Origin of the sequence: Erwinia sp. PsM31 (assembly GCF_030433775.1) — a bacterium.
Classification (GTDB): Bacteria; Pseudomonadota; Gammaproteobacteria; order Enterobacterales; family Enterobacteriaceae; genus Erwinia; species Erwinia aeris.
In genome coordinates, this window is the sequence record NZ_JARUWZ010000149.1 from 1 (window position 1) to 212 (window position 212).

Genomic DNA, 212 nt, shown 5'->3' on the forward strand with positions numbered 1-212 from the left:
GCCGGGTAATTTTTGGCTGCCGCGATAATATTTATTCAGATGGGTGACTTTCAGCATATCTGCGCCCCTTATAAACGGCGATAACCTGCTCATTCGCCTGCACCTCGCGCAGCTAGCCTTCCGCCAGCACCTGACCCTGATGCAGCACCGTAACGCGGTCGGCTAATGCTTCCACAAAGCCCATATCGTGCTCCACCACCAACAGCGAATGG

At 54.7% G+C, this 212-nt stretch carries 1 pseudogene; it reads right to left on the reverse strand.

The annotated features are described in order from the left end of the window. Nucleotides 1-112: 112 nt before the first annotated feature. Nucleotides 113-212: pseudogene (locus tag QCD69_RS22780) on the reverse strand (ABC transporter ATP-binding protein); the annotation flags it as partial.